Here is a 785-nt window from a genome sequence, read left to right on the forward strand (position 1 = left end):
TTGGGCGCGATGCGGATCGCGGCGCGAGTCGGATCCGCGTTGGATACCGAGATCCCGGTCCAGCTGCTGTTCGAGGCGCCCACGGTGGGGGAGCTCGCGGCTCGCGTCGAACGGCATGTCGGCCAGGGGCGGCAACGCCCGCCGCTGATCGCCGGGCCACGCCCCGAACTCGTGCCGCTGGCGCCTGCCCAGCAACGGATGTGGTTCCTCAACCAGTACGACACCAGCTCGGGGGCGTACAACTTGCCGATCGTCCTCCGGCTGCGCGGCGAACTGAACGTCGACGCCTTGCGATCGGCTCTGGTCGACGTGCTGCGCAGACACGAGTCGCTGCGCACGCGGTACCCGGATCACGACGGAAAGCTGATCCAGCTGATCGAACCCGTCGACGAAGTCGATCGCGAACTGGCTCTGGTATTCGTTCCGCCGAGCCGGTTGCTCGACGCGGTCACCGAATTCGTGAGCGAAGGCTTCGATGTGAGCGCCCAGGTGCCGGTGCGCGCCCGATTGTTCCGGGCCACCGGTGGCGCGGAGCCGGAATACGTCCTGGCCGTCGTGGTGCACCACATCGCGGCGGACGGCTTCTCCATGACACCACTGGCTCGCGACGTGACGACCGCGTACGCCGCGCGGATCCGCGGCGAAGCACCGTCGTGGACGCCCCTGCCCGTCCAGTACGCGGACTACGCGCTGTGGCAGCAGGCTGCTCTGGGATCACCCGACGATCCGGATTCGCTGAGCGCCAGGCAACTGCGATATTGGACCGAGGCTCTGGACGGCGTCGT

1 protein-coding gene is annotated in these 785 nt (G+C 68.2%); it reads left to right on the plus strand.

The features are described 5' to 3' along the window. Positions 1–39: 39 nt before the first annotated feature. On the plus strand, positions 40–785 hold a 746-nt coding region (locus NB3_RS33740; RefSeq protein WP_244892187.1), incomplete at its 3' end, for a condensation domain-containing protein.

The sequence above is a fragment of the Nocardia beijingensis NBRC 16342 genome (assembly GCF_001612785.1).
GTDB lineage: Bacteria > Actinomycetota > Actinomycetes > Mycobacteriales > Mycobacteriaceae > Nocardia > Nocardia beijingensis.